We start from the raw sequence: 25,178 nt of genomic DNA, 5'->3' as shown, positions 1-25,178 counted from the left end.
GTTGGCCCCGATGTTCGCGGCCTGCCGGGCCGAGGGCCGTGCCGCACTGATCGGCTATCTGCCGACCGGCTACCCGGATGTGGCGGGATCGATCGCCGCGATGACCGCTTTGGTCGAAACCGGTTGCGACCTCGTCGAAGTCGGCGTGCCGTACTCCGATCCGGGGATGGACGGCCCGACCATCGCGCGCGCCACGGAGACCGCGCTGCAAGGCGGTGTGCGAGTGCGCGACACGCTGCGCGCCGTCGAGGCGATCACCGCCGCCGGGGGTCGTGCCGTGGTGATGACCTACTGGAACCCGGTGCTGCGCTACGGGGTCGACGCGTTCGCCCGCGACCTGGCCTCAGCCGGGGGACTGGGCCTGATCACCCCCGACCTGATCGTCGACGAAGCCGATGACTGGCTGGCTGCCTCCCAACAGCACGCGCTGGACCGGATCTTCCTGGTGGCGCCGTCCTCGACGCCGCAACGACTCGCCGAGACGGTCAAGGCGACCCGCGGATTCGTCTACGCCGCCTCCACGATGGGCGTCACCGGTGCCCGCAACACGGTGTCCAACGCGGCACCGGAGTTGGTGGCCAGGGTGCGCGAGGTCTCCGGCATTCCCGTCGGTGTCGGGCTGGGCGTGCGATCGGGCGCCCAGGCCGCCGAGATCGCTGCCTACACCGACGGTGTCATCGTCGGCTCGGCGCTGGTGACCGCGCTGAGCGAGGGCCTGAACGCCCTGCGGACACTGACAACGGGGCTGACTTCGGGAGTGCGCCAAGGAGTTACCACGCGATGACGTTGGATTGGCTGACCTATTTCCCCAGTCCTGCGCGCGGAGTGTGGCATCTCGGTCCGGTTCCGATCCGGGCTTACGCCCTGTGCATCATCCTGGGCATCGTCGTCGCCCTGCTGATCGGGGATCGCCGGTGGCGGGCCCGGGGCGGTGAGCCGGGCGTCATCTATGACATCGCCCTGTGGGCGGTGCCGTTCGGATTGATCGGCGGGCGGCTCTATCACCTGATGACCGACTGGCGGACCTATTTCGGCGAGGGTGGCGTCGGATGGGAAGCGACGCCACGGATCTGGGATGGCGGTCTGGGGATCTGGGGCGCGGTGGCGCTCGGCGGGGTGGGCGCCTGGATCGGTTGCCGCCGTCGGGGGATCTCCCTGCCGGCGTTCGGTGACGCGATCGCCCCGGGGATCGTCTTGGCGCAGGCCATCGGACGCGTCGGGAACTACTTCAATCAGGAGCTCTACGGCCGCGAGACCACGCTGCCGTGGGGGCTGGAGATCTTCTGGCGCGAAGACGCCTCGGGCATGCGGGATCCGCACCTGCTCGACGGCGTGTCCACGGGCGAGCTGTACAAGATCGTCCAGCCGACGTTCCTCTACGAATTGCTCTGGAACCTCGTGGTGTTCCTCGTTCTGATCTACGCCGACCGGCGGTTCAGAATGGGGCACGGACGGTTGTTCGCGCTTTACGTCGCGGGGTACTGCATCGGCCGGTTCGGCATCGAACTACTCCGTGACGACGCCGCGACACATATCGCCGGCATCCGGGTCAACTCGTTCACCTCGACATTCGTCTTCATCGGCGCGGTGGTGTACATCCTGCTCGCGACCAAGGGACGCGAAGATCCCGAAGCGATTCGCAGCGCCTGGCAATCACGGGAGGCCGGCGGCCACGACGCCGAAACGCCGGAGGAGCCGGCAATCGAGGCGCCGGAGGAACCGGCAACCGAGGCGCCGGACGAGCCGGATGCGCCCGAGGCGCCGGCCGGTGTCGGCGCGGTGGTCGCGGTGCCGGAAAGCCTTACCGGCCAGGCCGACTCGGCCGAGCCCGAGGCCGTCGACGACCCGTCCGGCGAGCAGGAGGAGGCGCAGTTCGCCGACTCCGCGGCCCAGCAGGACACCGAGGCCGACGCCGAAGCCGGCGACGCCGATGCGGGCCGGGTGGTGCCGGACTCGGAGGTCGCCGAGGTCGCCGAACCCGAGGTTGGCGAACCCGAGGCCGAAACCGGCGATGCCGATAACCCGGGCCCGGAGGATTCCGACGGCGGCGACGCGCAGAGCGCCGAGCATCCCGACGCCGGCGAACTGCCAGACGACGCAGCCACCGACGACGCCGCTGAGCAGCGCTGATCTCAGACCGGACGCCGTAGCCGGCAGTTCTGGCATGCTGCATAGATGACTGTCCCGCCATGGCCTCCGGCCGGGCCGCACGGCGACTGGCCCCCGCCTGGCTACCCGCCGCCGTATCAGGGGCATCCCGACATGTGGGCGCCCTACGGCCGCTCCCCGGCGACCGGGCTGCCGTACTCGCCGAAGTCCAAAATGACCGCGGCGTTGCTGCAGCTGCTCGGGTTCTTCGGCTTCCTGGGTTTCGGGCGGATGTACCTGGGCCAGACCGGACTGGGTTTGGTGCAGCTGACGGTCGGGCTGCTGGCCACCGTCACCACCTACGGGCTCGGGATCATCGTGCCCTTCGGCTGGGGTGTCATAGACGCGGTCCTGATGCTGAGCGGGCGGGTGCACGACAGGCAAGGCCGGCCGCTGCGCTAGCCCCCGGTTGAGCGCTCGCACCGATGCGCCACACGGATTTTCGCTGTCCGTAACCATTCCTGAGGAAGGCGCCTCAGTCTGTCCGACTATGCTGGCGCCGTGAATAGACGCAGCAAGATCGTCTGCACTCTCGGCCCGGCGACCCACTCCGCGGAGATGGTCCGGGCTCTGGTTGACGCGGGCATGGACGTGGCCCGCCTGAACTTCAGCCACGGCGACCACAAAGACCACCAGGCTTCTTACGAGCGCGTCCGCGCCGCCTCCGACGCGACCGGGCGGGCCGTGGGCGTGCTCGCCGATCTGCAGGGGCCCAAGATCCGGTTGGGGCGTTTTGCCGACGGCCCCACCTACTGGGCCGCCGGTGAGACGGTGCGCATCACCGTCGCCGACTGCCCCGGCGACCACGACCGGGTGTCCACCACGTACAAGAAACTGGCCGCTGACGCCGCCCCGGGCGACCGCGTCCTGGTCGACGACGGCAAGGTCGGGCTGGTGGTGGAGCGCATCGACGGCGAGGACGTGCTGTGCCGGGTCACCGACGGTGGTCCGGTCAGCAACCACAAGGGCATGTCGCTGCCGGGCATGAAGGTCTCCGCGCCGGCGCTGTCGGAGAAGGACATCGAAGACCTCGAGTTCGCGCTGCAACTCGGTGTCGACATGGTGGCGCTGTCGTTCGTGCGCTCGCCGTCGGACGTCGAGCTGGTGCACGAGGTGATGGACCGGGTCGGCCGCCGGGTCCCGGTGATCGCCAAACTGGAAAAGCCGCAAGCCATCGAGAACCTCGAGGCGGTGGTGCTGGCCTTCGACGCCATCATGGTGGCGCGCGGCGACCTCGGCGTGGAGCTGGCGCTCGAAGAGGTGCCCCTGGTGCAGAAACGCGCCATCCAGGTGGCTCGCGAGAACGCCCGGCCGGTGATCGTGGCCACGCAGATGCTGGAGTCGATGATCGACAACTTCCGGCCCACCCGGGCCGAAGCCTCCGATGTCGCCAACGCGGTGCTCGACGGCGCGGACGCGTTGATGCTCTCCGGCGAGACCGCGGTGGGCAAGCACGCGCTGGACGCCGTGCGGACCATGAGCCGCATCATCTGTGCTGTGGAACAGAACTCCACGGCGGTACCGCCGCTGACGCACATGCCGCGCACCAAGCGGGGCGTGATCTCCTTCGCGGCCCGCGAGATCGGCGAACGCCTGGACGCCAAGGCACTGGTGGCGTTCACCCAATCCGGCGACACGGTGCGCCGACTGGCCCGGTTGCACACCCGGCTGCCGCTGCTGGCGTTCACCGCCCTGCCCGAGATCCGCAGCCAGTTGGCGATGACGTGGGGGACCGAGACCTTCATCGTCCCGCAGGCACACACGACCGACAGCATGATCCGCCAGGTGGACAAGGCGCTGCTGGGTCTGGGGCGCTACGAGCGCGGTGATCTGGTGGTCATCGTCGCGGGCGCTCCGCCGGGGACTGAGGGATCGACCAACATGATCCACGTGCACCGCATCGGGGAGGACTACGTCTAGTGCCGTCCGAGCCGAATACGGATCTCGAAGAACTACTGGCGGTACTGGACCTCAAGCTTGGCGACGACGACTGCTTCGTCGGATCGCATCCCAGTAAGACGCCGTTGCGGACCTTCGGCGGGCAGCTGATGGCCCAGTCCATGGTGGCGGCCAGCCGCACCGTGGCCCCGCACCTGCCGCCCGGCACGCTGTCGGTCCACTTCATCAACGGTGGCGACCCGGCCCGCGACATCGAATTCCGGGTACACCGGCTGCGTGACGAACGCCGGTTCGCCAACCGGCGGGTGGACGCGCTGCAGGGCGACACCCTGATCGCCACCTCGATGGTCTCCTACCTGTCCGGGGGCAGCGGTCTGGAGCACAGTGTCGAGGCGCCGGCGGTCGCCGAGCCCGAAACGTTGCCCCGGCTGGGTGAATTGCTCGACGGTTATGAAGAGGTCGTGCCGGGCTTCGTCAACGCGCCGCACCCGATCGAGTGGCGCTACGTCAACGATCCGGCCTGGGTGATGCGAGACAAGGGCGATCGCCTTGCGCACAACCGCGTCTGGGTCAAGGCGGACGGGCCGATCCCGGAGGATCCGGTGCTGCACACCGCGATGCTGGTCTACTCCTCGGACACCACGGTCCTGGATTCGATCATCACCACCCACGGCCTGTCGTGGGGCTTCGATCGGATCTTTGCGGCCAGCGCCAACCACACCGTGTGGTTTCACCGGCCGATCCGGTTCGACGACTGGGTGCTCTACGCGACGTCGTCACCGGTGGCCGCCGACTCCCGCGGACTGGGCTCCGGGCACTTCTTCGACCGCTCCGGGCAGCTGCTGGCGACCGTCACGCAGGAAGGCGTGCTGAAGTACTTCCCGAAGGTCAAGCGCTAGGCGGGGCGGGTTTCGCGCGGACCTGCTTCGCCCGGCTCCGCCGCGCTCGCAGTCAGCGCTAGGCCGGCATCAGGCCGGTGTCAGATTCCTCCTGCACCATCGGGGCGTCGGCACCGCTGCCGAAGGTGTTCTCGAAGTGCTCTTTGAACCGCTCGGTGCATTGCTGCTGGGCCGCGGTATTTGAACCGGCCTTCGTCATGCAGGCCACGTAGTCGCCGCCGCCTGCGGTGCGCCAGATGCCGACGTAGATGAAGATGCAGCCGATCCCGGCGACCACTGCCAGCGCGCCCAGCACGATCCCGGCGAGGGCGACGCCACCGTTGTCGGCTTCGCCGCGCTTGGCCCGCCCGCGGCCGATGATGCCCAGCACCATCGCCACCAGGCCCAGGGCCACCCCGCCGATCACCGACAGCGCTGTCACGATGCCGGCGATCGCCACGATCAGCGCGGCGATACCTGCGCCGTTCCTGAGCGCCGGGGGCGCCCCGGGCGGGGGATAGCCGGGGTACTGCCCGGGCGCCGAGTACGGATACAGGTAGCCCGGCGAGGGATAGCTATCGACGGACGGCTGAGACTCGGGCGACAGCGACGGCGTGCCGGACTCGGGCATTGAGCGGACTCCACATCAGAGCATCAGGCAGGTGTGACAACGGATCAGGACTCAGGGTACCCGCGACGGCGCCCGGGCGGCGGTCGCGGACGTTCGGCCGCCCGATTACCCGACCGAGAAGGTGGTTGCGAGTTCGCGAGATGCGCTGCGAATCTTGAAGCCGGTGATGATCTCGGTGATGCCGATGACGATCAGCCAGCTGCCGACGACCACCGCCAGCACCCACAACGAGGCGAACGGCGACGCCAGCGTCACCAGACCGGCCAGCAGGCTGACCACGCCCATGAAGATCTGCCAGCCGCGGCCCGGCAGCGCCGGGTCGCTGATGGCCGCCACCGCCGTCGCCACTCCGCGGAAGATGAACCCGACCGCGATCCAGATGGCCAGCAGCAGCACGGCCAGCGCCTCTTCGTCCGAGTTGAAGTGCCGGAAGCACAGGACGGCCAGAATCACCGACGCGGTGCCGCTGAGAAACAGCAACACCCTTCCGCCGGCCGACATGATGGGAAGGCTGAACGCGAAGATCAGCTGCGCAACCCCAGTGACCACCAGGTACACACCGAACAGCACGGCAGCAACCAGAATGGATCGGCCAGGCCAGACCAAGACCAGCACGCCCAAAATAAGGGCCAATACACCAGAGACCAGCGTCGTCTTCCACAAATTCGGCAGCAGGCTCGGAACCGACGTTTCCATAGCCGAAGTCTGGCACAACTACGGCGTTCTGGCCGGGGTATCGCACCCCCGGAGCGCTCAGGACGCCGGCGCGGTTTCCCGGGCGTAAATCTCGGCCAGGAACTGCTCGACGGCGATCGCCGTGTGACCGGCCCGCGGCGAACCGAAAATGTCGAAGGCATGCTCTGCCCGAGGCAACTCGGCATACACCACCGGGTTCGCGCTGACCTCGCGCAGCCGGGCGGCGAAAGCGCGGCCCTGCTCCACCGGCACCAGCGAATCGTTGCGCCCGTGCAGCAGGAAAAACGGTGGGGCCTCGGCAGAGATGTAGGTCATCGGGGAGGCGTCGCGATAGGTCTCGGGGAAACGCCGCCAGCTCTGCTTGAACACATAGGCGCCCACCGTGGGGGTCAACAGCGGGTGCAGCCCGGTCTCGCCGGTGAAGTCGTAGACCCCGTAGAACGGGACCGCCGCCCGCACGCTGGTGTCGGCGTCGGCGAAGCCCGGCTGAAATCGCGGGTCGTTGGGAGTCAGTGCGGTCAGAGCACACAGGTGGCCGCCCGCCGAGCCGCCGGTCAGCGCGATCCAGTCCGGGTCGCCGCCGTAGGCGGCAATGTTCGCCTTGGTCCAGGCCAGCGCCCGCTTGACGTCGACGATGTGGTCGGGCCAGGTGGAGCGCGGACTCAACCGGTAGTTGATCGACACGCACACCCAGCCCCGCTCCACCAGGTGTGTCATCAGCGGATGTGCTTGGCCGCGTTTGCTTCCGACCATCCATGCGCCCCCGTGCACCTGCACCAGGACCGGTGCGCGACCGTCGCGGGGCAGGTCGCGGTGCCGCCACACATCCAGGGTGTTGCGACCGCCGTATTCGCCGTAGGGGATGTTGGAGTCGGTGGCGTAGTCCCGATAAACCCGCATCATCCGCACCACACCGGGCGCCTTGGCGATCTCGCCGTCGGGACCCGGCCGCTGCCACAGGTCCCGGCTGTCGGTGCGCCGCCGGGTCCCGAGTCCGGCGTCCAGCGCCGCGGTCAGGTGCTTATCGGCGGTGCGCCCGGCATGGTGCAGCCCCAGCAGGCCCAGCCAGGACAATGCCGACAGCAGCCAGCCGGCCCGCCGGGCCTGCGGCGACAGCCACCGCGACAGCGCCGCCAGCACCGCGGACTGACCGGCGATGAGTTGCAGGGGCAGCTCCGAGGTGATCAGGCCGAAGCCGAACGCATACAACGAGGGATAGCCACGCCGGGTCAGCGGCCGGTAACCGTTGATGGTGTTGGCCAGACCGGCCAGCGAGCCGAGCACGGCCAAAAGCCTTGTCATTGCGCTCCTCAGCGTTGTGGGACGACCTGATCCGGCACCCTACCGAAACCGGCCGAACCGCCGGCTCAGCGTGCCGGAGTCACCGACAGGGAGCGGCCGGCCGGACCGCGCGCGGCGCGGGGGCGGACGCCGACCAGAAACCATGTCCGCATCACACCCTTGCCCTTGACGTCCACGTCGCCGCGCTCCTCGAGCACGAAGACGTCGCTCAGGCGGTCCCTGACCTCTTGGGGCACCTGGATGCGGTTGGCCACACCGGTCGACTCCATCCGCGAGGCGAGGTTCACCGCGTCGCCCCAGACGTCGTAGAAGAACCGGCGGTTGCCCACCACACCGGCCACCACCGGTCCGGTGGCCAGCCCGATCCGCAGCGATACCGGGCGGCCCAGGGGGTCGCGCAGGCCGGCGATGGTGGCGGCGATGTCGAGGGCCAGCCGGGCCAGCGCATGCAGGTGGTCCGGCCGCGGATCGGGAACCCCGCTGACCACCATGTAGGAGTCGCCGCTGGTCTTGATCTTCTCGAGGCCGTGCTGGTCGACCAGGCGGTCCAGGCCGCTGTAAAGCTCGTTGAGGAAACCGACCAGCTGCCCCGGGTCGGTCTGGCTGGCCCGCCGGGTGAAATCGGCGATGTCGGCGAACAGCACCGAGGCGTCCGGGTAGCTGTCGGCGATGACGTCGACCGCCGGGTTCTTGAGGCGGTCGGCGACGGCTGTGGGCAAGATGTTGGCCAGCAGGGCTTCGGAACGCTCGTATTCGGCTTCCATCGCCGCTTCGGCGCGGGCGATCTCGCGCAGCGCGAACCAGACGGTGGCGACCACCATGAAGCACGCCGAGACGACCACCATGACGTAGGACAGGTTGTGCAGCCAGGCCGGCTGCTGCAGCTTGTCGGCGGGCACCAGGTAATGCAGGGCGATGGTCAGCGACGCCCCGACCCCGGCCACGGCGGCCGCCAGCTTGATCCGGTCCACGCCGAGGATGAGCACGCTGATCGATGCGGCGGCCAGGAAATAGAACTGGATGCCCGATCCGGTGCCCACCACCCAGCAGACCACGGCGGTCGTCAGGTAGGCGATCCCGACGAAGGCCAGGGGCGCGATGAGCTCGCCGAAGCGGTACAGCAGCGGGGTCAGGGCCAGGGCGGTCGCGGCCACGAGGTTGATCAGCGCGATCCCCCAGTGGGCGGGCGCGGCCCAGAGCTCCAGCAGACCCCAGCCGGCGCTGATCATCGCGGCCATCCCCGCGGACACCTTGAGGATGCGCAGCCGCTGTGACAGCCGCCCCGCGTAGTGCCGGGTGCGGGCCGGCACGCAGTGGGTGCGGCGGTAGGGGGTCTGCGCCTCGGCGGGCACCGCGAGGAACCGCTTGACGGACACGAGCTCCAGCCTAATCGCGCCAACCCCGCGGTTGGCGGTTTCGCCTGGTCGCAGGCCTGCCTCTAGGGTCAGCGTTCATGGTGTTGCGTTCCGTCGCGCTGTTCGTCTTAGCCGCGGTCGCCGAGATCGACGGCGCCTGGCTGGTGTGGCAAGGGGTGCGGGAACAGCGTGGTCTGCTGTGGGCGGGTGCCGGGGTGGCCGTGATCATGTATTCGCCGCGCTGAGAGTCAGCCGACGGGTTCGATCCCGGACGGCGAGATCGTGAAGCCGCGTTCGGAGGGGCTGACGGTGCAGGTCACGCCCTCGGCTTCCGAGCGGCAGTTGAACGGCCCGGCCTCCGCGCTCTGCCCGAAGCGCAGTATCGGCTGGTCGAACGGGGGATCGGACAAACAGTCGACGCTGTCGCGGCAGATCGACAACTCACCATCGGTGTTCATCGATACGTGCTGTGCCGGCTGCACCGACATGCAATATGCCGAATCGGGCAGATCCGCCCGCCGGTAATCGATTTCGCAGTTGATTCCGGCGGGTGTTCCGAAGAATGGCACAAAAGGCAGATGGCACGATTCGCAGTCGTCGTATCCCGGCCCTTCGGAATCGAGCTGCAGGGGAGCGCTGGGCAGGAGGTTGCCACCGACGCCGCCGTCGCGGCCGGACACCGGATCATCGGCGTAGACGCGTGCTTTTTCCGGCGTCTGGTCGGTGTGCCCGTGATCGTGCATGGAGGCCCCGAAGATGACGCCGACTGCCGCGCCCAGCAGCGCGATCAGAACACCCACCAATGACGTCCTCAATGACCCTCCTCGGCTACCCCGATCGCGGCGTCTTTTGAATACTAAATTCAGCGATGCCGATGGGTGCCGACAATGGCGAACCGAGTGGTGTCGATGAACGCGGCGCGCCGCTTGAGTCAATCCGGCAGGCCGGGTGATTGCTTTGATCGGCCCGATCTGCCCAGCGGGTTCAGAGCTGAATCACCGGGCGGCAAACCGGTATTGAGCTGGCGTTATGTGGTGCCCTCGGTGAGATTCGAACTCACACTGCACGGGTTTTGAATCCGTTTCCTCTGCCAGTTGGGATACGAGGGCCCTGCGCCGTTGCGCGGATTCCCACCTTAGACGATGCCCCGCCCGCTTGCCCCCACCGGCAGCCACGACACAATAGGGGGATGACCGACCGCACGTCCGACAGCAGCGAACGTCCAGCCCGGCGGGTGCTGATCGCCGAAGATGAGGCGCTCATCCGGCTGGATCTCGCCGAGATGCTGCGCGAAGAGGGCTACGAGGTGGTGGGCGAGGCCGGCGACGGTCAGGAAGCCGTGGAGCTGGCTGAACTGCTGCGCCCGGACCTGGTGATCCTCGACGTGAAGATGCCGCGCCGCGACGGCATTGACGCGGCGTCGGAGATCGCCGCCAAACGCATTGCCCCGATCGTCATCCTGACCGCATTCAGCCAGCGCGACCTGGTGGAACGGGCCCGCGACGCCGGGGCGATGGCCTATCTGGTCAAACCGTTCACGGCCGGCGACCTGGTCCCGGCCATCGAGCTGGCGGTCAGCCGGGCCGAAGAGATCACCGCCCTGGAACGCGAGGTCGGTTCCCTGGCCGAGCAGCTGGAGACCCGCAAGCTGGTCGAGCGGGCCAAAGGTGTGCTGCAGACCGTGCACGGGCTGACCGAACCCGAGGCGTTCAAGTGGATTCAGCGCGCCGCGATGGATAAACGCACCACCATGCGCCAAGTGGCCGAAGTGGTCCTGGAAAACGTCCAGGCCCCGGCCAACCCGCCCGCCTGAGCGGCACGCCACCAGCCTGTCTGACCCCGTTGCGCAGGCACAACCAGTACGCTCGATGACGTGCAGCGCAGAATCATGGGGATTGAGACCGAGTTCGGTGTCACCTGCACCTTCCATGGCCATCGACGCCTCTCACCGGACGAGGTCGCGCGTTACCTGTTCCGCCGGGTCGTGTCGTGGGGTCGCAGCTCGAACGTGTTCCTGCGCAACGGGGCTCGGTTGTATCTCGACGTCGGTAGTCATCCCGAGTACGCCACCGCGGAGTGCGACAACCTGATCCAGCTGGTCACGCACGACCGCGCCGGCGAACGGGTGCTCGAAGACCTGCTCATCGACGCCGAGCAGCGGCTGGCCGACGAGGGTATCGGCGGCGACATCTACCTGTTCAAGAACAACACCGACTCCGCCGGCAACTCCTACGGCTGCCATGAGAACTACCTCATCGTGCGAGCGGGGGAGTTCTCCCGGATCTCCGACGTGCTGCTGCCGTTCCTGGTGACCCGGCAGCTGATCTGCGGCGCAGGCAAGGTGCTGCAGACCCCCAAGGCCGCCACGTTCTGCCTGTCCCAGCGCGCCGAGCACATCTGGGAAGGCGTTTCCAGCGCCACCACCCGGTCCCGGCCCATCATCAACACCCGCGACGAGCCGCACGCCGACGCCGAGAAATACCGGCGCCTGCACGTCATCGTCGGCGACTCCAACATGTCCGAGACCTCGACCCTGCTCAAAGTGGGCAGTGCGGCGCTGGTGCTGGAGATGATCGAAGCCGGGGTGTCCTTCCGGGACTTCTCGCTGGACAACCCGATCCGGGCGATCCGGGAGGTCAGCCATGACGTCACCGGCCGGCGGCCGGTCCGGTTGGCCGGCGGGCGCCAGGCCGGTGCGCTGGACATTCAGCGCGAGTACTACGGGCGGGCCGTGGAGTATGTGCAGACCCGGGCGGCCAACAACCCGCAGCTCGACCAGGTCATCGACTTGTGGGGCCGCCAGCTCGACGCCGTCGAGACCCAGGACTTCGCCAAGGTGGACACCGAAATCGACTGGGTGATCAAGCGAAAGCTGTTCCAGCGCTACCAGGATCGCTACAACATGGAACTGTCGGATCCGAAGATCGCCCAGCTGGACCTGGCCTATCACGACATCAAGCGCGGACGCGGGGTGTTCGACTTGCTGCAGCGCAAAGGACTGGCCGCCCGCGTGACCACCGACGAGGAAGTGGACGAGGCCGTCGACACCCCGCCGCAGACCACTCGCGCCAAGCTGCGTGGCGAATTCATCAGTGCCGCACAGGCAGCGGGCCGCGACTTCACCGTCGACTGGGTACATCTGAAGCTCAACGACCAGGCGCAGCGCACCGTGCTGTGCAAAGACCCCTTCCGGTCGGTCGACGAGCGGGTCAAGCGGCTGATCGCCAGCATGTGAGGCGGCCACCGCCCACCACCTGACCGCGCTCCTCGCGGCGGGGGCCGCACCGGCCGAACCGCCGTCCGGCGACCCGCAATTCTTCGACTGCCAATGCAGTTGCTGGGAGTTTCCCGGCAGGACATGCGCCCCCGCCGAGCACTTCTGAACTACCGAACGCCCGTCGAGGCATATCCTCTCTTGTCATGGCGACCGCCAAAGTCGAGCGACTCCTCAATCTGGTCATTGCGTTGCTGGCCACCCGCAGCTACCTCACCGCCGAGAAGATCCGGGCCACCGTGGCGGGCTACCGCGACAGCTCCAGCGACGAGGCGTTCTCGCGGATGTTCGAACGGGATAAGAACGAGCTCCGTGACCTGGGCATACCGCTGGAGACCGGCAAAGCCTCGGCGTTCGACACCGTCGAGGGATACCGCATCAACCCCGACACCTACGCGCTTGCGCCCATCGACTTGACCCGCGACGAAGCCGCCGCGGTCGCCGTGGCGGTTCAGCTGTGGCAGTCGCCGGAACTGCGCGCCAATGCCGAGGGCGCGGTGGCCAAGCTGCGCGCCGCCGGGGTCGAAGTGGACCAGGGCCGCGCCGACGTGCTGGTGGCCGCACCGTCGGCCCTGCCGGGAATCCATCGATCCGAACCGGCCCTGGGCGCCCTGATGGATGCCGTCCAGGCCGGCCAGGCGGTCCAGTTCGAGCACCGCCCCTCACCGGTTGAGCCCTACACCGTCCGCACGGTCGAGCCGTGGGGCGTGGTCACCCACGCCGGTCGCTGGTACCTGGTGGGCCACGACCGCGACCGCGACGCGGTCCGCACCTTCCGGCTGTCGAGGATCGCCCCGCAGGTGCGGCCGATCGGTCCCGCCGATGCCGTCACCCGGCCCGACGACGCGGACCTGCGCGGGATCGTCGCGGACGCCGTCGGCGACGCGCCCAGCGGACTGCAGGCGCGCATCTGGGTCGCCGACGGTCGCGCCGTCGCGCTGCGCCGGACCGGCACCGTGCTGGCGCGCCAGGCGCTGGGCGGCCGCGACGGCGACGTGATCGGCGTCGACATCGGCACCCACGACAGGCTGGCCCGCGAGATCGCCGGGTACGGGGCTGACGCGGTGGTCCTGGACCCGCCGACGCTGCGCGACGACGTCGTGGCGCGGCTTCGTGCCCACTTGGGGGAGGTGCCCGTATGACGCAGCTGTCGAAACGTCTGGTCCGGCTGCTCAACATGGTGCCGTATCTGAAGGCCCGCCCCGGGATCAGCAAGGCGCAGGCCGCCGCCGAGCTCGGCGTGAGCCTGAGCCAGCTGCAGAGCGACCTGGAGCAGTTGGTCATGTGCGGCCTGCCGGGATACGACCCCGGTGAGCTGATCGACGTGACGTTCTACGACGACCGCCTGGACGTGTTCGAGTCCGCGGGAGTGGATCGGCCGCTGCGGCTGACATCCCGGGAGGCGACGGCCATGTTGATGGCCTTGCGCGCCCTGGTGGACATGCCTGGCATCGTCGACCCCCAGGCGGCCCGCAGCGCCATCGCCAAGATCGAGGAGGCCGCCGGGGCCGCGGCCCCGGCGGCGCCGGCCACCCCCGCCCACGACGAGTCCGCCGCCGATGTGGTCCGCGACGCCGTGCGGCGTCAGCGCGCCCTGGCCATCGACTACTACGCAGCCTCCCGGGACAGCCTGTCGCACCGGACCGTGGATCCCATCCGGGTGGTGCTGATCGGCGCGCACAGCTACCTGGAGGCGTGGTGCCGGGAGGCCGAGGGGGTGCGGTTGTTCCGTTTCGACCGCATGGACGGCGCCCAGCTGCTCGACGAGCCGTCCGCACCGCCGGAACCGGCACGGAAGGCCGAGACCGACACCTCGCTGTTCGACGCCGACCCGGCGCTGCCGGTGGCCGTGGTGCGCGTGGCGCCGTCGGCGGCGTGGATGTTCGAGTACTACCCGATGCAGACTCTCGCGGAGCTGCCCGACGGCTGGCGTGAGGCGCAGTTGACCTACGCCTCCGAGGACTGGCTGACCCGGCTGCTGCTGGGCATGGGCGACGAGGTGCAGGTGATGGCGCCGCAGTCCCTGGCCGCCGCGGTGCGCGACGCCGCGTTGGGCGCCGTGGCCGCCTACGCTGCCACCGGCGCCGACACCGCATAGCGGCCGGGGCGCACACCGCAGGCCGACCTGCGGTCCTGCGGTAGCATCGTGGCGACGTCTGGAGGTAACCAAAGTGAACGCTTTAGCGCCGTCGCACCTGGCGATCCTCGCCGTCGCCGTGATCGTTCTGTTCGGCGCCAAGCGACTGCCCGATGCGGCTCGCTCGCTGGGTAAGTCGCTGCGCATCTTCAAGTCCGAGGTGCGCGAGCTGCAGAACGAGAGCAAGCCGGATTCGACCGCCACCTCGACTACCGTCGCGTCCGAGCGGGTCGACCCGCCGGCGGCCGGCGGTCCGTCGGCGTAGCCCGGTCCCGCCGTCGCGGCGACCGCGTCCCCTTCGACTGTGCGCACACTCGGTGTTCTGCGGCGGCTGGATCCGCGTCAGCGCCGCAGCCGGACCAATCCCGACGGGACGATGTCGCTCGTCGACCACCTGCGGGAACTGCGCACCCGGCTGCTGATTTCGGTGGCCGCGATCGTGGTCACCACGATCGTCGGGTTCATCTGGTACACCCAGCCGCTCTTCGGCCTGGAAAGCCTCGGCGAGTGGCTGCGCCACCCGTACTGCGAGCTGCCGGCCTCCTCGCGGGCGGCGATCGGGCCCGACGGGCAATGCCGACTGCTGGCCACCGCGCCGTTCGATCAGTTCATGCTGCGGCTCAAGGTCGGGCTGGCCGCCGGGATCGTGCTGGCCTGCCCGGTCTGGTTCTACCAGCTGTGGGCCTTCATCACCCCGGGTCTGTACCGCAAGGAGCGGCGCTTCGCGGTGGCCTTCGTGGTGTCGGCGGCCGTGCTGTTCGTCACCGGCGCCATCCTGGCCTACCTGGTGCTGTCCAAAGCCCTCGGTTTTCTGCTGACCGTCGGCAGCGACGTCCAGGTGACCGCGTTGTCGGGCGACCGCTATTTCGGGTTCCTGCTGAACCTGCTGGTGGTGTTCGGGATCAGCTTCGAGTTCCCGCTGCTGATCGTGATGCTGAACATGGTGGGCGTGGTGAGCTACGACCGGCTCAAGGAATGGCGGCGCGGGCTGATCTTCTCGATGTTCGTGTTCGCCGCCTTCTTCACTCCGGGCTCCGACCCGTTCTCGATGATCGTGCTGGGCTGCACCCTGACCCTGCTGCAGGAATTCGCCATTCAGATCGCCCGGTTGCACGACCGGCGCAAGGCCCGGCGGGAGGCGGCCACCGCGCTGGCCGACGACGAGGTTTCACCCATCGAAGCGCCCACACCGGTCGCCGCGCCGCATGACTAGCCCGCCTGACACGTCGGGGCCCTCCGAGCTGAGCCGGTTCGCCGCCGAGCTGCCCTTCGGGCTCGACGGCTTCCAGCGCCGGGCCTGTGCGGCCCTGCAAGACGGTCGGGGCGTGCTGGTGTGCGCCCCCACCGGCGCCGGCAAGACCGTCGTCGGCGAGTTCGCGGTGCACCTGGCCCTGGCCGGCGGCGGCAAGTGCTTCTACACCACGCCGATCAAGGCGCTGAGCAATCAGAAGCACACCGACCTGGTGGCCCGCTACGGCAAGGATCGGGTGGGGCTGTTGACCGGCGATCTGTCGATCAACGCAGGCGCGCCGGTTGTGGTGATGACCACCGAGGTGCTGCGCAACATGCTGTACGCGGATTCGCCCGCCCTGCAGGGCCTGTCCCATGTCGTCATGGACGAGGTGCACTTCCTGGCCGACCGGATGCGCGGCGCGGTGTGGGAGGAAGTCATCCTGCACCTGCCCGAAGAGGTGCGCCTGGTCAGCCTGTCGGCGACGGTCAGCAACGCCGAGGAGTTCGGCGGCTGGATCCAGACCGTGCGCGGCGACACCACCGTCGTGGTCGACGAGCACCGCCCGGTTCCGTTGTGGCAGCACATGATGGTCGGCAAGCGGCTGTTCGATCTGTTCGAATCGCCGCCGGATGCCACGGCGCCGGCGTCGGGCGGCCGGCCCCGGGTCAGCCCCACGTTGCTGCGCCACATCGCCCATCGCCGGGAGGCCGACCGGCTCACCGACTGGGGCAGCACTCGCCGGCACCGGGGTGCGGGATCGGGCCGGCCGGACCGGTCCGGCTACCGGATGCCCATGCGCCCCGACGTCATCGCGGTGCTGAACTCCGCGGGCCTGCTGCCGGTGATCACGTTCGTGTTCTCCCGGGCCGGCTGCGACGCCGCGGTCAAGCAGTGCCTGCGTTCGCCACTGCGACTCACCACCGAGTCCGAACGGGCCCGGATCGCCGAGGTGATCGACCACCGCTGCGGCGACCTGGCCGACGACGACCTGGATGTCCTGGGTTACTACGAATGGCGGGAGGGGCTGCTGCGCGGCCTGGCCGGCCACCACGCCGGACTGCTGCCGGTGTTTCGCCACACCGTCGAAGAACTGTTCGCCGCAGGTCTGGTCAAGGCTGTCTTCGCCACCGAAACACTGGCCCTGGGCATCAACATGCCGGCCCGCACCGTGGTGCTCGAACGGCTGGTGAAGTTCAACGGCGAGCAGCACGCCGCGCTGACGCCGGGGGAGTACACCCAATTGACCGGCCGGGCCGGCCGGCGCGGCATCGACATCGAAGGCCATGCGGTGGTGATGTGGCATCCCGCCGACAGCACCACTGACCCCGACCAGGTCGCCGGGCTGGCCTCCACCCGGACCTTCCCGCTGCGCAGCTCCTTCGCGCCGTCCTACAACATGACCATCAATCTGGTCCAGCACATGGGGCCCGAGCAGGCCCACCAGCTGTTGGAGCAGTCCTTCGCGCAGTTCCAGGCCGACCGGTCGGTGGTCGGACTGGTGCGCAGCGCCGAACGCGGTGAGCGCACCCTGGACGAGATCGCCGCGGAGTTCGGGGGACGCGACTCGGCGGTGCTCGACTACGCCCGGCTGCGCGCAAAGATCTCCGAACGCGAACGCGTCCAGGCCCGCGCCTCCCGGGTGGCCCGGCGGCAGGCGGCCGGCGCGGCGCTGGCGGCGCTGCGCCGCGGCGACATCATCAGCATCACCCATGGCCGCCGCGGCGGACTGGCGGTGGTGCTGGCGGCCGACCGCGACTCCGACGAACCGCGCCCCCTGGTGCTCACCGAACATCGCTGGGCGGGCCGGATCTCCTCAGCGGACTATTCCGGTGCCATCGCGCCGATCGGCACGATGAGCCTGCCCAAGCGGGTGGAACATCGCCAGCCGCGGGTCCGCCGCGACCTGGCCTCGGCGCTGCGCTCGGCTGCCGCAGGACTGCCCGTGCCCACCGGGCACAGCCGCCGGGGCGCGGGCGCCGAGGATGCACCGGGCGATCCGGAACTGGCGGCGCTGCGCCAGCGGATGCGCGACCATCCGGTGCACCAGATGCCGGATCGCGACGCTAAAGTGCGTGCCGCGGAACGCTACCTGCGGGTGGAGGCCGACAACGCGCAGCTGCGCCGGAAGGTCGAGGCCGCCACCAATTCGCTGGCGCGCACCTTCGACCGGATCGTCGGGCTGTTGACCGAGCGCGGATTCATCGGCCCGCCCGGCGGCGCACCGGAGCCGGACAGCGATGACCCCGGCCAGCCGGCATCACCCGCCCCGCAGGTCACCGACGACGGCCGGATGCTGGCCCGGATCTACAGCGAGAGCGACCTTTTGGTGGCCGAATGCCTGCGGACCGGCGCCTGGAACAGCCTCAAGCCCGCCGAGTTGGCGGCGGTAGTCTCGGCGGTGCTCTATGAGACCCGCGGTGCGGACGGGCCGGGCGGACCGCCCAGCCTGCAGGCGCCCACCGAGCCGGTGCGCCGGGCCCTGCAGCAGACCCGCAAGCTGTCGGCGGCGTTGCGGGCCGACGAACGCCGCCACGGCATCAACCCCACCCGGGAACCCGATGACGGGTTCGTCGCCGCGGTCTACCGCTGGGCCCGCACCGGGGATCTGGCGTCGGCGCTGGCCGCCAGCGACAACGCACGCGGGCCGGGCAGCGCTTCGCCGTTGTCGGCGGGGGACTTCGTCCGCTGGTGCCGCCAGGTACTCGACCTGCTGGACCAGTTGCGCAACGCCGCGCCCAATCCGGAACTGCGGGCCACCGCAAAACAGGCGATCGACACGGTTTTACGCGGGGTTGTTGCCGTTGACGCCGGGTAGGCTTGTCCGGGCGCTACGGTGGAGAGCCGGCGGTGATCAGCACCCGCTACGTGAGAGGACTTGAGGAACAACGATGAGCGGACCGCAGGGATACGACCCCACGCAACCGTGGCAGCCTCCGCAGCCTGGCCAGCCCGAGGACCAGCCGGGCACCGGGCAGGGTCCCGCAACCGGCGCCGAGCAGCAGTGGCAGCCTCCGGCCTACACGCCGCAGCAGTACCCGCAATACCCTCAGCAGGGCTATCCGTCGGCGCCGCAGCAGTATCCCGGCTACCCGCAGCCCGAACAGTACGGTCAGCCGGCTCCGGCTCCGTACGGGCAGCCCGGCCCCTATGGTCAGCCGGCTGCTCCCTACGGTCAGTACGGCCAGCCCGGCCCGTACGGTCAGCCGGCTGCTCCCTACGGTCAGTACCCGCCGCAGCCGGGCCAGTTCCCCGCGCCGGGGACCGCCACCAAGCGCCCGTCCGCGGTGGTCGGCAGCACGCTCGCCGCATCCGTCGCCATCGCAGTGCTGGTGCTGCTGGTGCTGGGTTTCTGGAAGCCCGGTTTCTTCGTGACCACCAAGCTCGACATCGACAAGGCCCAGGAGGGCGTGCAGCAGATCCTGGCCGACCAGACCAACGGCTACGGCGCGAAGAACGTCAAGGACGTCCGGTGCAACAACGGACAGAGCCCGGTGGTCAAGCAGGGCGACACCTTCACCTGCGAGGTCAGCATCGACGGCACCAAACGCCAGGTGACCGTCACCTTCCAGGACAACTCGGGCACCTACGAGGTCGGTCGGCCCAAGTAGCGCCGGCGGTTCAGTCCGGTAACGCGTCGAGCGCCCGCTGCAGGCGGGCGATCGAGGATCCCACCCCCAGGTGCGCCGCCAGTTCGGCGACTCGCGCCGGGTCGGCGGCCGCGCGCGGCAGGATGTCCGAGGCCGTGGACAGTGTGACCGGGGCATCGGTGGCCACCCGTACCACCGGTGCTGCGGCGGCGATGTAGTCCCGCGCCGCCTGCAGCTTGGCCCGAACACCTCGGGCCATGGCGGACTGCGCGTCGTCGGCCGCGGCCAGCACCGCTTCCAGCGATCCGTACTGGGTCAACAGCGCAGCCGCGGTCTTCTCACCGATGCCGGGCACCCCCGGCAGCCCGTCGGAGGGGTCTCCGCGCAGCAGGGCCATCTCGGCGTAGGCGGCCCCGGCGCGGCCGGCCGGCAAACCGTATTGCTGTGCCACCTCGTTCGGGCCGAACAGGGTCGCCCGTGCCAATCCGCGGCCCAGGTAGAGCACCGAGACCTCGACGGGCTCGACGGCCACCACCTGCAGGAGGTCGCGGTCGCCGCTGACGACGACCACTGGGGCGCTTCGCTCGGCCGCCGCCAAGGTGCCCAGCACATCGTCGGCTTCGTAGTGCGGCGCGCCGCCGGTGGCGATCCCGAACGCGTCCAGCAACTCGCCGATCATCTCCACCTGCGGGCTCAGCTCGTCGGGAACCTCCTCGACATCGGGCGTATCGGCGTCGCCGGGGACTTCCTCGGCCACCCGATGGGCCTTGTAGGAGTCGATCAGGTCCACCCGCCACTGCGGCCGCCAGTCCAGATCCAGACAGACCACCAGCCGCGCGGGCTGCTGGCGGGTGATCAGGGTGGCCACCGAGTCGAAGAAGCCGCGCACCGCGTTCACCGGCCGTCCGTCGGGTGAAGTGATCGAGGACGGTACCCCGAAGTAGGAACGGAACCACATACTGGCACCGTCGAGCAGCAGCACGGGAGCAGTCATGCGTGCCAGCCTATTTGCCTCCGGTTAGCCTGGTGTGCGTGACTTCCCGGTTCGACAGCAGCGTTTACGCCCACCGATTGTCCGCCGCGGCTGCCGCCGCCGCCGATGCCGGGCTGGCCGGGCTGGTGATCACCCCCGGTTACGACCTGCGCTACCTGATCGGGTCGCGGGCTCAGACTTTCGAGCGCCTGACCGCCCTGGTGCTCCCGGCATCCGGTCCGCCCACCATCGTGGTGCCGCGCTTGGAACTGGCGGCGCTCCGTGAGTCCGCGGTGGCCGATCTGGGCGTGGCGGTGCGTGATTGGGTCGACGGCCAAGACCCCTACCGGATGGTGGGCGAAGCGCTGGGTGCGGCAGGTGCGGGGGCGGTGGTCGCGGTCACCGATTCGATGCCGGCCCTGCACCTGCTGCCGCTGGCCGACGTGCTCGGCGCCACCCCCATCTTGGCGACCGCGGTCCTTCGTGAGCTGCGAATGGTCAAGGACCCCAGCGAGATCGATGCCCTGCGCAAGGCCGGTGCGGCCATTGACCGGGTGCACGCCCGGGTGCCGGAGTTCTTGGTGCCCGGCCGCACCGAAGCCGATGTCGCCGCCGACATCGCCGCGGCGATCCTGGCCGAAGGGCATTCGGAGGTGGCTTTCGTGATCGTGGGCTCGGGTCCCAACGGCGCCGACCCGCACCATGAGTGCTCGGACCGGGAACTTCAAGCCGGCGATATCGTCGTCATCGACATCGGCGGTCCGGTTGAGCCGGGTTACCATTCCGACTCGACCAGGACCTACAGCATCGGTGAGCCTGATCCGGTTGTCGCACAAAATTATTCGGTGCTACAGCAGGCGCAGCGCGCCGCGGTGGCCAGTGTTCGACCGGGAGTGAGCGCCGAGCAGGTCGACGCCGCGGCGCGCGACGTACTGGCCGAGGCGGGCCTGGCGGAATACTTTGTGCACCGCACCGGACACGGTATCGGCCTCTCGGTGCACGAAGAGCCCTACATCGTCGCCGGCAATGCCGAGCAGCTTCGGCCGGGCATGGCGTTCTCGGTCGAACCCGGAATCTATTTTCCCGGCGCATGGGGTGCCCGTATCGAAGACATCGTGATCGTCACCGCCGACGGGGTGGAGCCCCTGAACCACCGGCCGCATGACCTGGTGGTGGTCCCGGTGCGGTCACCGCAGGGCTAGCGGGTGCCGCGGTCGAGCAGGTCGGAAGAACCCAGGACCCGCTCCACCTGGACTTCGATCACCACGCGTTGCGGGTTCACCCGCGGCGTGCGGTACCGCTGGGCGTAACGCAGTTCGGCGTCGCGAACCGCGGCCGGCGTGTCATTGACCGTCGCGCTGCCTTCCAGGGACAACCAGCGCGCGCCGTCCACCTGACTCAGCACGGCGATCCCGGCACGTTCGGCGTTGAGGGCCTTCTGCGAACCCCCGCTGGTGATCACCCGGGCGATGTGGGTCTTCGGATCGAAGGTGAAGCCCACGGCCACCACGTGCGGCGAGTTGTCGGTCCGCAGGGTAGTCAGCATCGCCAGGTGACGTTCGGTGAGAAACGCCAACGCATCGCTGGTCAGTCGGGTAGTCGCGTTCGCCATCGTCGCCCACGCTAGCGCAGGTGATAATCACAGCCGTGAACGACACGGTTGACGGGCCGGTGGTGATTTTCGGGGGCCGCAGTGAGATCGGCATCGAGCTGGCGAAGCGGCTCGCGCCGGGGGCCACGGTGGTGCTGGCGGCCCGATCCAGCGACCGGCTCGACGCCGAGATCGCGGTGGTGCGTGCCGCGGGGGCGGTCGCGGTGCATCCGGTGGAGTTCGACGCCGACGATCTGGCCGGGCACGGCCCGCTGGTGCAGTCGCTGATCGCCGAACACGGCCCGATCGGGACCGCCGTGCTGGCCTTCGGGATCCTGGGGGATCAGGCCCGCGCGGAGTCCGACGCCGCACATGCGGTGGCTGTCGTGCACACCGACTTCGTCGCTCAGATCAGCTTGCTCACCCACCTGGCCTCGGCGATGCGCGCCGCCGGCCGGGGCCGCGTCGTGGTGTTCTCCTCGGTGGCGGGTGTGCGGGTACGCCGGGCCAACTATGTCTACGGTTCGGCCAAAGCCGGCCTCGACGGCTTTGCCGCCGGATTGGCCGACGCACTGCACGGCACGGGGGTGCGCCTGTTGGTTGTGCGCCCGGGATTCGTCGTCGGCCGGATGACGGCGGGGATGCGTCCGGCACCGCTGGCCAGCACGGCGCCCCAGGTGGCAGACGCGGCGGCCCGGGCACTGCGTAAGGGCCGACGCACGGTGTGGGTGCCGTGGGCGCTGCAGCCACTGTTCGCCGGGCTGCGACTGCTGCCGCAGACGGTGTGGCGCAGAATGCCGCGTTAATGCGGCGCAGGCCGGTTCGCGGCCGGTACCGTGCGATACGTAGGATATCTCGGAGTCCGACGTTGCCGGCCTGGGGGAAATCGCGCAGAACCGCAATACACTTTCCTGTTCTTTCCCCCTTGAACAGACTAGAGTGTAAAAACATGGACGATCGTAAGAAAGATCCGTCGGTCGTGTTGCCCTACCTGGTCGGTAGGCCGCTGCCGGCGACGGAGGTATATGAGGCCTTCGGCTATCGCAAGTCGGCCTACTACAAGGCAGCCCACGAAGGGCGTCTGATCACCGCCGACAACCTGATCCGGGTCGCCACCCACTTCGGGCTGAACGCGGTCGATCTGCTGGTCCGCTACGGACTGATCACCTTCGATGCCGTCGCCGACTTCATGGACGGCGAGGTGCCGGTCAAATCCGGGAAATCCGAGGTGCCCAGGTTCGCCGACCTGGCCCCGCTCCCCAGCAGCCCGCCGCTCTAGCGGCCAAGCAACGCGGCGTCCGGCGCACGAGCCGCCCGCGCCCCGGCTACGGGCGTGGGAGCTGCTCGGGGGGTAGGTTCGCGGTCATGGCACCCACTTTCGCCCAGATCGCCAAGTCTGAGTATCTGCTCCTGACCACCTTCACCAAAGACGGTCGTCCCAAACCGACTCCGGTATGGGCCGCGCCCGACGGCGACCGCCTGTTGGTCATCACCCAGGAATCCTCCTGGAAGGTCAAGCGGATTCGTAACAACCCGCGCGTCACTCTGGCGGAATGCGACGTCCGTGGCCGCCCCAAAGGCGAGGCCGTCGAGGCCGTTGCCACCGTCTTGGACAAGTCGCACACCGGTGAGGTCTACGACGCGATCGGCAAGCGCTACAAGCTCTTCGGCCGGGTGTTCACCCTCTTCAGCAAGCTGCGAGGCGGCATGCGCACCAACGTCGGTCTGGCACTGACCCCGGGCGACGCCACCGCGTAGCCGGCGACCACCCGCCATATATAGTGGACTGTGTTCATCTAAACTGGCTCCGGGGGACCGGACACCGACGGTGAGGACTTCCATGGCCGCCTACACGGGAGAGCAGATTCTCGGCGACATCGTCACCGCCGATCCGTCGACCACCCGCATCCTCAGCCGTTTCGGGATCGACTTCTGCTGCCACGGCCGGCGTCGCCTGGCCGATGCATGTGCCGCCGACGGAGTCGATGCCGGTGAACTGCTGGCGGCACTCAACGCCGGCGAACCGGGTCGGCCGGCCGACTGGGCCGGCTACGACGATGTGTCGCTGATCGCCCATATCGTCAGCACCCACCACCGGTTCCTGTGGGATGAGTTCCCCCGGCTGACCGAGTTGGTCGCCAAAGTGGCGCGGGTGCACGGCCCCCGGCACGGCGAGTTGATCGGCGTCCGCGAGGTCTTCCATAGGCTGCGGGAAGAGATGGAGTCGCACCTGCGCCGCGAGGAGACCCTGCTGTTTCCCCAGATCAGCCTGCACGCCGGGCGTCCGAACCAGGCCCTGCCGGACCATGTGCGTGCCGAGCTGTCCGGCAATCAGGACGAACACGATCGGTGCGGTGACCTGCTGGCCGAACTGCGTGCGCTCACCGGCGGCTACGCGGTCCCGGCGGACGCCTGCGCCAGCTACACCGCGATGCTGGCCGGCCTGGCCGACTTGGAGTCCGACATCCACCTGCACGTGCACAAGGAGAACAACGTGCTGTTCCCGCGGGTCCTGGCCGCGGCCGGCGATCGCGACTGAGCGCTCAGGCGCCGGGCCTCAGGTGCTGGGCGAAGAAGGCGAACACCCGGTTCCAGGCATCGGCGGCCGCGGCCTCGTTGTATCCGTACCCGGCGATGCGCAGCAGCGGCTGGGCCGGCAGCCGATTGGCGAAGCTGTGCCCGGCGTCGCGGTACACCTTGATGTCATGGGGGATGTGGTGCTTCTCGGCCACGGCGCGTAACCGGTCGCCGGCGGCGACCCGCCGGGAAACGGCCCGCATGTCTCTGCCGTAACCGATCGCATCATGGACGAGCACCACACCGGGCCACGGCCCGGACCCCTGCGGAACATCCAGCAGGGCCTGCACAGGTCCTTCGGGTGCCTCGACATCGATCGTTGTCATCGCATCAGTATTGCCGTCACGGCATGTCCCCGCGGCGGGTTGGAACCCCCCGGGCGTCTGCGACGTTGGACAGTCATGATGAGCGCTGTGCTGCGGATCTGCGGTCTCTACGTCCTGGTCGAGGTTGCGGTGATCGCCGCGATGATCTGGGCGTTGGGCTTCGGCTGGACGGCATTGCTGCTGGCCGCCACCGGCTTGGCCGGACTGGTGCTGGCCACCGCGCAGGTCAAGCGTCAGCTCCGCCGGCTGCGCCGGCCCGCCGTCCCGGGCGTGCTCGCCGACAGCGGGCTGGTGACCGCCGGCACCATGCTGGTGCTGGTCCCGGGGCCGGTGACCACGCTGGCCGGCATGCTGCTGCTGGCACCCCCGACCCGGGCGGCCGCACGCCCGCTGTTGGGCACGGTGGCCGCCACGGCACTGGGCCGGCACGCCCCGCTGGTGGCCGCGGCCACCGTCGGGCGGCAGTGGTACCGCAGCCGGCGCACCGGCGACTACATCGACGGCGAGTACATCGACGCCCAATTCGTCGACGTCACCGACACCGGCGGGCGGGCCCTTCCGGTCGCCTGA

27 protein-coding genes, 1 tRNA gene and 1 pseudogene are annotated in these 25,178 nt (G+C 69.1%); 20 read left to right on the top strand and 9 right to left on the bottom strand.

The window, feature by feature from the left end; translation table 11 throughout:
* Positions 1 to 10: 10 nt before the first annotated feature.
* From trpA to G6N14_RS07890, 5 genes are all read left to right on the top strand, one after another.
* Entirely contained in the window at positions 11 to 784 is a 774-nt protein-coding gene (gene trpA, locus G6N14_RS07910; RefSeq protein WP_220096721.1) for a tryptophan synthase subunit alpha, read from the top strand.
* Positions 781 to 2,130: a prolipoprotein diacylglyceryl transferase gene (lgt, locus tag G6N14_RS07905; protein ID WP_085135375.1), complete on the top strand. Its 1,350-nt coding sequence runs from the start codon at positions 781 to 783 to the stop codon at positions 2,128 to 2,130. The genes trpA and lgt overlap by 4 nt, the downstream gene beginning before the upstream one ends.
* Positions 2,131 to 2,175: 45 nt before the next feature.
* Positions 2,176 to 2,550, top strand: a complete 375-nt coding sequence (locus tag G6N14_RS07900) for an NINE protein (RefSeq protein ID WP_085135374.1) — start codon at positions 2,176 to 2,178, stop codon at positions 2,548 to 2,550.
* Positions 2,551 to 2,649: 99 nt separating this feature from the next.
* Positions 2,650 to 4,068 carry a pyruvate kinase gene (gene pyk, locus G6N14_RS07895; RefSeq protein WP_085135373.1) on the top strand — a complete coding sequence of 473 codons (1,419 nt, stop codon included), beginning with the start codon at positions 2,650 to 2,652 and terminating at the stop codon, positions 4,066 to 4,068.
* Positions 4,068 to 4,946, top strand: coding sequence for an acyl-CoA thioesterase II (locus tag G6N14_RS07890; protein WP_085135372.1), 879 nt, complete (start codon positions 4,068 to 4,070; stop codon positions 4,944 to 4,946). Before pyk ends, G6N14_RS07890 begins: the two co-directional genes overlap by 1 nt.
* 58 nt (positions 4,947 to 5,004) lie before the next feature.
* Here G6N14_RS07890 and G6N14_RS07885 read toward each other — a convergent pair whose 3' ends face one another.
* The 4 genes from G6N14_RS07885 to G6N14_RS07870 all read right to left on the bottom strand — a co-directional run bounded on the left by G6N14_RS07885 (position 5,005) and on the right by G6N14_RS07870 (position 8,930).
* A complete protein-coding gene (locus G6N14_RS07885) occupies positions 5,005 to 5,556 on the bottom strand; it encodes a DUF4190 domain-containing protein (RefSeq protein ID WP_085135371.1) in 552 nt (183 codons plus the stop codon).
* Positions 5,557 to 5,661: 105 nt separating this feature from the next.
* Positions 5,662 to 6,270, bottom strand: coding sequence for an HdeD family acid-resistance protein (locus tag G6N14_RS07880; RefSeq protein ID WP_085135370.1), 609 nt, complete (start codon positions 6,268 to 6,270; stop codon positions 5,662 to 5,664).
* Positions 6,271 to 6,309: 39 nt separating this feature from the next.
* On the bottom strand, positions 6,310 to 7,554 hold the full coding sequence (locus G6N14_RS07875) for an alpha/beta hydrolase (RefSeq protein ID WP_109559778.1): 1,245 nt from the start codon (positions 7,552 to 7,554) through the stop codon (positions 6,310 to 6,312).
* Between the two features lie 65 nt (positions 7,555 to 7,619).
* Positions 7,620 to 8,930: an adenylate/guanylate cyclase domain-containing protein gene (locus G6N14_RS07870; protein WP_085135368.1), complete on the bottom strand. Its 1,311-nt coding sequence runs from the start codon at positions 8,928 to 8,930 to the stop codon at positions 7,620 to 7,622.
* A 77-nt stretch (positions 8,931 to 9,007) separates the two neighbouring features.
* Between G6N14_RS07870 and G6N14_RS07865 the strand changes: the two are divergent.
* Positions 9,008 to 9,136, top strand: a pseudogene (locus G6N14_RS07865) (YnfA family protein); the annotation flags it as partial.
* A gap of 21 nt (positions 9,137 to 9,157) precedes the next feature.
* Here G6N14_RS07865 and G6N14_RS07860 read toward each other — a convergent pair.
* Together G6N14_RS07860 and G6N14_RS07855 are read right to left on the bottom strand one after the other, a co-directional pair.
* Positions 9,158 to 9,709 (bottom strand): hypothetical protein, encoded by a 552-nt coding sequence (locus G6N14_RS07860; protein ID WP_109559777.1) that lies wholly within the window; start codon positions 9,707 to 9,709, stop codon positions 9,158 to 9,160.
* Between the two features lie 232 nt (positions 9,710 to 9,941).
* Positions 9,942 to 10,018, bottom strand: a tRNA-Leu gene (locus G6N14_RS07855).
* Positions 10,019 to 10,098: 80 nt separating this feature from the next.
* Between G6N14_RS07855 and G6N14_RS07850 the strand changes: the two genes are divergently transcribed.
* From G6N14_RS07850 to G6N14_RS07815, 8 genes are all read left to right on the top strand, one after another.
* Complete coding sequence (locus G6N14_RS07850) at positions 10,099 to 10,722, top strand: two-component system response regulator PdtaR (RefSeq protein ID WP_085135367.1); 624 nt, start codon at positions 10,099 to 10,101, stop codon at positions 10,720 to 10,722.
* Positions 10,723 to 10,782: 60 nt separating this feature from the next.
* Positions 10,783 to 12,144 (top strand): Pup--protein ligase, encoded by a 1,362-nt coding sequence (gene pafA, locus G6N14_RS07845; protein ID WP_109559776.1) that lies wholly within the window; start codon positions 10,783 to 10,785, stop codon positions 12,142 to 12,144.
* Positions 12,145 to 12,329: 185 nt separating this feature from the next.
* Positions 12,330 to 13,325, top strand: a complete 996-nt coding sequence (locus tag G6N14_RS07840; protein WP_085135365.1) for a helix-turn-helix transcriptional regulator — start codon at positions 12,330 to 12,332, stop codon at positions 13,323 to 13,325.
* Positions 13,322 to 14,281: a helix-turn-helix transcriptional regulator gene (locus G6N14_RS07835; protein WP_085135364.1), complete on the top strand. Its 960-nt coding sequence runs from the start codon at positions 13,322 to 13,324 to the stop codon at positions 14,279 to 14,281. The genes G6N14_RS07840 and G6N14_RS07835 overlap by 4 nt, the downstream gene beginning before the upstream one ends.
* 73 nt (positions 14,282 to 14,354) lie before the next feature.
* Positions 14,355 to 14,585: a Sec-independent protein translocase subunit TatA gene (gene tatA, locus G6N14_RS07830; RefSeq protein WP_085135363.1), complete on the top strand. Its 231-nt coding sequence runs from the start codon at positions 14,355 to 14,357 to the stop codon at positions 14,583 to 14,585.
* A 39-nt stretch (positions 14,586 to 14,624) separates the two neighbouring features.
* Positions 14,625 to 15,533 carry a twin-arginine translocase subunit TatC gene (tatC, locus tag G6N14_RS07825; RefSeq protein ID WP_085135362.1) on the top strand — a complete coding sequence of 303 codons (909 nt, stop codon included), beginning with the start codon at positions 14,625 to 14,627 and terminating at the stop codon, positions 15,531 to 15,533.
* Entirely contained in the window at positions 15,526 to 18,369 is a 2,844-nt protein-coding gene (locus G6N14_RS07820; RefSeq protein WP_085135361.1) for a DEAD/DEAH box helicase, read from the top strand. Before tatC ends, G6N14_RS07820 begins: the two co-directional genes overlap by 8 nt.
* A gap of 73 nt (positions 18,370 to 18,442) precedes the next feature.
* Positions 18,443 to 19,162, top strand: a complete 720-nt coding sequence (locus G6N14_RS07815; RefSeq protein ID WP_085135360.1) for a DUF4333 domain-containing protein — start codon at positions 18,443 to 18,445, stop codon at positions 19,160 to 19,162.
* Between the two features lie 10 nt (positions 19,163 to 19,172).
* On the opposite strand, the gene G6N14_RS07810 is transcribed toward G6N14_RS07815, so the two are convergent.
* On the bottom strand, positions 19,173 to 20,135 hold the full coding sequence (locus G6N14_RS07810; RefSeq protein ID WP_085135359.1) for a 5'-3' exonuclease: 963 nt from the start codon (positions 20,133 to 20,135) through the stop codon (positions 19,173 to 19,175).
* Between the two features lie 32 nt (positions 20,136 to 20,167).
* Between G6N14_RS07810 and G6N14_RS07805 the strand changes: the two genes are divergently transcribed.
* Entirely contained in the window at positions 20,168 to 21,316 is a 1,149-nt protein-coding gene (locus G6N14_RS07805) for a M24 family metallopeptidase (protein ID WP_179960814.1), read from the top strand.
* On the opposite strand, the gene G6N14_RS07800 is transcribed toward G6N14_RS07805, so the two are convergent.
* Positions 21,313 to 21,726, bottom strand: a complete 414-nt coding sequence (locus G6N14_RS07800; protein WP_085135357.1) for a F420-dependent biliverdin reductase — start codon at positions 21,724 to 21,726, stop codon at positions 21,313 to 21,315. The genes G6N14_RS07805 and G6N14_RS07800 overlap by 4 nt on opposite strands.
* Before the next feature lie 35 nt (positions 21,727 to 21,761).
* On the opposite strand from G6N14_RS07800, the gene G6N14_RS07795 reads away from it, so the two are divergent.
* The 4 genes from G6N14_RS07795 to ric all read left to right on the top strand — a co-directional run bounded on the left by G6N14_RS07795 (position 21,762) and on the right by ric (position 24,244).
* On the top strand, positions 21,762 to 22,511 hold the full coding sequence (locus G6N14_RS07795) for a decaprenylphospho-beta-D-erythro-pentofuranosid-2-ulose 2-reductase (RefSeq protein ID WP_085135356.1): 750 nt from the start codon (positions 21,762 to 21,764) through the stop codon (positions 22,509 to 22,511).
* 143 nt (positions 22,512 to 22,654) lie between these two features.
* Entirely contained in the window at positions 22,655 to 22,984 is a 330-nt protein-coding gene (locus tag G6N14_RS07790; protein ID WP_085135355.1) for a hypothetical protein, read from the top strand.
* Positions 22,985 to 23,070: 86 nt separating this feature from the next.
* Positions 23,071 to 23,463, top strand: coding sequence for a PPOX class F420-dependent oxidoreductase (locus G6N14_RS07785; RefSeq protein ID WP_085135354.1), 393 nt, complete (start codon positions 23,071 to 23,073; stop codon positions 23,461 to 23,463).
* 82 nt (positions 23,464 to 23,545) lie between these two features.
* Positions 23,546 to 24,244, top strand: a complete 699-nt coding sequence (ric, locus tag G6N14_RS07780; protein ID WP_085135353.1) for an iron-sulfur cluster repair di-iron protein — start codon at positions 23,546 to 23,548, stop codon at positions 24,242 to 24,244.
* A 4-nt stretch (positions 24,245 to 24,248) separates the two neighbouring features.
* Here ric and G6N14_RS07775 read toward each other — a convergent pair whose 3' ends face one another.
* Positions 24,249 to 24,608, bottom strand: coding sequence for a dienelactone hydrolase family protein (locus G6N14_RS07775; protein WP_085135352.1), 360 nt, complete (start codon positions 24,606 to 24,608; stop codon positions 24,249 to 24,251).
* 78 nt (positions 24,609 to 24,686) lie between these two features.
* Between G6N14_RS07775 and G6N14_RS07770 the strand changes: the two genes are divergently transcribed.
* Positions 24,687 to 25,178 carry an FxsA family protein gene (locus tag G6N14_RS07770; RefSeq protein ID WP_085135453.1) on the top strand — a complete coding sequence of 164 codons (492 nt, stop codon included), beginning with the start codon at positions 24,687 to 24,689 and terminating at the stop codon, positions 25,176 to 25,178.

It is taken from the genome of Mycolicibacter hiberniae, from assembly GCF_010729485.1.
GTDB classification, from domain to species: Bacteria; Actinomycetota; Actinomycetes; order Mycobacteriales; family Mycobacteriaceae; genus Mycobacterium; species Mycobacterium hiberniae.
This window is presented reverse-complemented; position numbering and strand designations above follow the sequence as displayed.